At 69.9% G+C, this 5,413-nt stretch carries 6 protein-coding genes; 2 read left to right on the forward strand and 4 right to left on the reverse strand.

Features of this window, described 5'->3' with window-relative positions:
* The 4 genes from AOK23_RS38460 to AOK23_RS38475 form a co-directional block, all read right to left on the reverse strand.
* Positions 1-837, reverse strand: an 837-nt coding sequence (locus tag AOK23_RS38460) for a DUF6891 domain-containing protein (protein WP_107102973.1), incomplete at its 3' end; no start/stop codon positions are given.
* 176 nt (positions 838-1,013) lie between these two features.
* On the reverse strand, positions 1,014-2,045 hold the full coding sequence (gene glnII / locus AOK23_RS38465; RefSeq protein ID WP_055717111.1) for a glutamine synthetase: 1,032 nt from the start codon (positions 2,043-2,045) through the stop codon (positions 1,014-1,016).
* A gap of 575 nt (positions 2,046-2,620) precedes the next feature.
* Positions 2,621-3,343: an RlpA-like double-psi beta-barrel domain-containing protein gene (locus AOK23_RS38470; protein WP_055717112.1), complete on the reverse strand. Its 723-nt coding sequence runs from the start codon at positions 3,341-3,343 to the stop codon at positions 2,621-2,623.
* 174 nt (positions 3,344-3,517) lie between these two features.
* On the reverse strand, positions 3,518-3,877 hold the full coding sequence (locus tag AOK23_RS38475; RefSeq protein ID WP_055717113.1) for an arsenate reductase family protein: 360 nt from the start codon (positions 3,875-3,877) through the stop codon (positions 3,518-3,520).
* A 205-nt stretch (positions 3,878-4,082) separates the two neighbouring features.
* On the opposite strand from AOK23_RS38475, the gene AOK23_RS38480 reads away from it, so the two are divergent.
* Complete coding sequence (locus AOK23_RS38480; protein ID WP_055717116.1) at positions 4,083-4,397, forward strand: hypothetical protein; 315 nt, start codon at positions 4,083-4,085, stop codon at positions 4,395-4,397.
* Between the two features lie 284 nt (positions 4,398-4,681).
* Positions 4,682-5,329 (forward strand): DUF4360 domain-containing protein, encoded by a 648-nt coding sequence (locus tag AOK23_RS38485; protein ID WP_055717114.1) that lies wholly within the window; start codon positions 4,682-4,684, stop codon positions 5,327-5,329.
* Positions 5,330-5,413 lie beyond the last annotated feature (84 nt).

A 5,413-nucleotide genomic window follows, 5' to 3' on the forward strand; every position in this document is an offset into this window, starting at 1 on the left:
CGACGGGTCGGCCGCCACGACCTCGTGCCCGACGGACGTCGTCGTGGCGGCCGACCCGTCGAACCCGCCGTACAGCAGCATCAATCCGTGTCCGGCGGCCGCGCCCTCGGTGCACTGGGTGTGGAAGAACACGAAGCCCCGGTCGCCGTCGGCGCTCTCGCCGGCTATCTCGCTGATACCGCAGGTGCGGCAGCAGGTGAAGTTCTCCCGGGCGGTGATCCCGGCGGCCCCGAGTGCCGTGAACGCGCGGGTGATCCGCTCGGGGTCGGTGGTGCCCTCCCAGGTCTCCTGCTCCGCGAGCCGCTCCGTCCACAGCCGGTCCACGAGCCGACGGGCCTGCGCGGGGGAGACGGGCCGGTCGTCGCCCTCGACCAGGTACTCCTCGGCGGCCTCGGTGAGCCGCGCCCGGTCGTCGTACCCGCAGGCCAGCAGCTCCCGCACCCGCTCCTCGACCTGTTCCCGTACCGCGTCCGGGAGTTCCGGCACGTCCGCGGGCGGGTCGTGGTCGAGCGGGGTCCAGTCGATGCCGCTGTCCCAGCCGTCCGCCCGCCGCGCCCAGCCGGTCATCGCCTCGGCGACCCGCTCCCGGTCGGCGAGGACCGTCCCGAAGAACCGGTCGCGGCCCTCCCGGTGCTCCAGCTGGTACTCCCCGCTGCCGTGCTCGTGCCACACCTGGACGAAGACGTCCGGCACGTCCGGGATCCGCTGCACGACCAGGAACCGGTCGTCCGCGCCGCCGATCCGGTGCACCAGCTCCCGCAGCCCCCCGGCCGTGATCCGGGCGTGCTCCTGCCAGTTCTCCGTCTTCACCTTGATGGCCAGGCCGTCCGAGGCCAGGCTGTCCGTCGCCAGGCCGTGTGAGGCCAGGCTGTCTGTCGCCGCCCCGTCCGCGGCCGTGCCGCCCCCGTCGATCGTCATGCGCTCAGCCTCGCACGCTCCACCGACAACACCGGAGGGCGCCCACCGCGAAACGGTGGACGCCCTCCGGGACGCTGTGCGCGAGGCGCGGCCGATCAGACCTGGCCGGCCTTCTCCAGCGCCGAGCAGCAGGTGTCGACGATGAGCCGCGTCACGATGTACGGGTCGACGTTGGCGTTCGGGCGGCGGTCCTCGATGTAGCCCTTGCCGTCCTTCTCGACCTGCCACGGGATACGGACCGAGGCGCCACGGTTGGAGACACCGTAGGAGTACTCGTTCCACGGGGCGGTCTCGTGCAGACCGGTCAGACGGTCGTCGATGCCGGCGCCGTAGTTCTTGACGTGGTCGAGCGGCTTCGAGCCCTCACCGAGCGACTCGCACGCCGTGATGATCGCGTCGTAGCCCTCGCGCATCGCCTTGGTGGAGAAGTTGGTGTGCGCGCCGGCGCCGTTCCAGTCGCCCTTGACCGGCTTGGGGTCGAGGGTGGCGGAGACACCGAAGTCCTCGGCGGTGCGGTAGAGCAGCCAGCGGGCCACCCACAGCTGGTCCGAGACCTCGAGCGGGGCGAGCGGGCCGACCTGGAACTCCCACTGGCCGGGCATGACCTCGGCGTTGATGCCGGACAGACCCAGACCCGCCTCCAGGCAGTTCTCCAGGTGCGCCTCGACGACCTCACGGCCGAAGATCTCGTCGGCGCCGACACCGCAGTAGTAACCGCCCTGGGGGGCCGGGAAGCCGCCCTTGGGGAAGCCGAGCGGGTAGCCGTCCTGGAAGAAGGTGTACTCCTGCTCGATACCGAAGATCGGCTCCTGAGCGGCGAACTTCTCGGCGACCTCACGCAGCGCGGCACGGGTGTTGGACTCGTGCGGGGTGAAGTCGATGTTCAGGACCTCGCACAGGACGAGGATGTCGTCGCCGCCGCGGATCGGGTCGGGGCAGGTGAAGACCGGCTTGAGCACACGGTCCGAGGAGTGGCCCTCGGCCTGGTTCGTGGAGGACCCGTCGAAGCCCCAGATCGGCAGCGCGTCCAGACCGGCGGGCTCACCCGCGATGATCTTGGTCTTGGAGCGGAGCTTGGCCGTCGGCTCGGTGCCGTCGATCCAGATGTACTCAGCCTTGAAGGTCACGGGACACATCCTTCGGGGTGGGTCACTAGGCGCATGTGCGGGTGCTGCGGCGCTGCGGCACTGAAACGCCGCGCTGATGCCGGGCAGCCTGCCAACATGCGATTTCCCGATCATTGCTCGCATGTGAACCCCGTGTTACCGGGCGTCGCTGTGGTGCGGTTCACGCCCCGGAGCGCCGACGACCTTCCCTGAGAATGTTCGCACCAGCGACGCGTCGGCCGCGCCCCGAGCCGTATGCGAAGCGGATGACCGGCGGGTCACGGCACAGTCGCCCCCTTTGCCCCAGCTCGATCGCGTCCTCGTCGACCTCGACGAACACCCGCCGGTGGTGGGCGTCCCGCACCCGCCGGACCGGTCCGAGCCGCTCCACCCGGTCGAGTAGAGAGCGGACGTCGGTCGGATGCATCCCGTTCCGATTCGCGAATCGGGCCCGGTGCGGACCGAGTTCGAACCGGTGTCGCGAGGCCGGCCACCCCCTCCGTACGGTGGCCGACCCCCGACCCGGCTCGGCGGGACCCGCGACGGGCCGGCCCCGCTGCTCCCCGGCGGGAACTGCGGGGCCGGCGACCGTCGTTCTAGCCGACCTTCTCGATCAGCGCCCGGCGGATCAGGAACTTGCCGGGCTCCCGCACCTGCTCGAACGCGGAGTTGTTCAGCAGCACACAGCTTCCGGAGACCGAGGTGACCTCCACGGTCGTGGACTTGTTGTTGTCCAGGTTGGTCACCTTCAGCTTCGTTCCGGCCGGGAACTGGTTGCTGGACGCGGCCGGGGCGCCGCCCTCACCGGAAAGCGTGACGGTGGACCCGTTGCAGACCTGCTGACCGCCCCCGGCACCGCCGTCGCCACCCGCGTTGCCGGCACCGCCGTTGCCGCCCGCGTTCCCGGCACCTGCGGCGTTCCCCGCGTTCCCGGCGGCCTCGTCGCCCTGGGGGTCCTGAGCCGACCCCCCGGTCTCCGCGCCGCCGGGCTGCGCGGGCTGTGCCGCCTGGGAGCCCTGAGCCGACTCCCCGACGACACAGCCGGACGCTTCCTGCTGCACCTTGATCTGCTTGATGACGGCCTCGCGGTTGGCGATGCGTGCCTCGGACTGCGCGTCCGGGGCGGCCCGCTGGCCGTCGATGAACTTCTGGTTGTTGCCGAGCGCGGTGGCGAGACCCTGACAGACGCTGGAATCCGCCGCGGTCTGCGCCGCGTTCGAGGTGGCCGCCATGGTGAAGGCCCCGCCACCCGCCACCGCCGCCGCGCTGACGAACAGCGCGATCTTCTTCTTCGTACTGAGAGTTCTCCTGCGCGACATTCGCGCCTCCTGAGAGCTAGGGGAGCGTACGCCGCTATGTACGAGATACCGAACGAGGTTACTCAACGGTTACGGCAGTCTCCGAAGTAACCTGCGTCACACACGAGTCGGGGGCGGTCGAGAGTGATCGGGGGCGACCCCGACGTCGGTCGGCGGGGTCGGTCGAGGGTGCGCCTACCGCGACAGCGCGTCCCGTACGGCCTCCTCCGTGCGGGCCACCACCGCCGTACCGTCCTCCGCGGTGATGATGGGCCGCTGGATCAGCTTCGGGTGCTCGGCGAGGGCCGTGATCCACCGGTCGCGCGTGGCGGCGTCCCGCGCCCACTCCTTGAGGCCGAGTTCCTTCGCGGCCGCCTCCTGGGTACGGGTGATGTCCCACGGTTCGAGCCCGAGCCGGTCGAGGACCTCACGGATCTCGTCCTCGCTCGGGACGTCCTCCAGATAGCGGCGGACGGTGTAGTCGGCACCCTCCGCGTCGAGCAGGCTGATGGCGCTGCGGCACTTGGAACAGGCCGGGTTGATCCAGATCTCCATGGCCCCACCGTAGCCAACCGCTCCCGGCCCGCCGGAAGTCGTCCCGAGGCCCCCGAAAACCCGTGTTCCACCCCTGTCACAGAACCGCTCAAAGGCCTTCTGGCCAGGGGCGATTGTCAGTGGAGGGTAGTAAAATAGAAGCAGTGTTCGAGGGTTGCCGACGGGGGATTTCCGGCGGCACCCAGACCGCGACAGGAGGATGTCCGTGCCCGCTGCCGCACTGAAGTCGAAGCCGCTGCCCACCCAGTCAACCGTCAAGCATCCCGTCCTGCTCGACCTGCCGTACGAGCCCGTCGTGAAGCACACGCTGCCGCCGGGCCGTCCGCGGGAGTGGTACATCACGCACAACCGGCGTCTGAAGGCGATGCGTCTCGCCATCGCCCTGCTGGACTCCGGTGTCTACATGCCGAACCAGACGCGCAACGAGACGATCCGGACCACCGCCGAGGTGATCGGTGTGCATCCGCCGTCGGACACCACGTGCCACATGGTCCGGGCGCTGATGCGGTACTGCCGCTGACGCCGGCCCGTTGACCCGCCTTCCGGTGCCGTCCGCCCCTCGGGGTGGGCGGCATCGGTGCGTTGGGGCCGTGGATCGTCGGGGATGGCGGCGGTGCTGGGAGTGGGAGTCGAAGGAAGAGGGCGATCTCCGGCCGCCAGGGTTGGCCGGAGATCGCTCTAGCCGTGCCCGCCAGGGGTCCATACGATGCGGTCGCCCCGCAGCCTTCACAGCTCTTTCACAGGTGTGCGGGGACGTCGCGCATGTCTATTGACATGTGCATGCCTATGATGGGAGAACCCCCCATGGTTCGTGGTCTCCTCCTGGGTGGCGCCGTGGCCGCCCTGTTCGCCGGAGCGCTTCCCGCGCACGCGACGGATCCCTTCGACAACCCGCCGCCGGACAAGATCATCATCAAGGTCGCCACGGTGAACGGCTCCGGCTGTCCCCAGGGCACGACGGCGGTCGCCGTCTCCCCGGACAACACCGCGTTCACCGTGACCTACAGCGAGTACCTCGCCCAGGTGGGCGGCGGCGCGCCCTCCACGGCGTTCCGCAAGAACTGCCAGCTCAACCTGAGAGTTCATGTGCCGGGCGGCTTCACCTACGCCATCGCGAGCGTCGACTACCGAGGCTTCGCCTCACTCCAGCGCGGCGCCAACGGCACGCAGAAGGCCTCGTACTACTTCCAGGGCTCCCCGGACACGGCCGCCCGCAGCCACGCCTTCAACGGCCCCTACGAGGACAACTGGCAGGCCACGGACGAGACCGACTGGGCCCAGCTGGTGTGGGCGCCGTGCGGTGTCGAACGCAACTTCAACATCAACACGGAGCTGCGCGTCAACCGGGGTTCGTCGCCGACGAGCAGCACGAGCTTCATGACGATGGACTCGACGGACGGGGACATCAGCACCGTCTACCACTTGGCGTGGAAGGAGTGCCCGCCCAAGTGACCCGGGGGTGCCGGGTGCCCGCGTCTTCGTGGGCGCCCGGCACCGCCGTGAGTGTTTGGGTGGGTCGGCGGGTGCGGGTGGGTG

This window comes from Streptomyces torulosus (assembly GCF_001419765.1).
Taxonomy (GTDB): domain Bacteria; phylum Actinomycetota; class Actinomycetes; order Streptomycetales; family Streptomycetaceae; genus Streptomyces; species Streptomyces torulosus.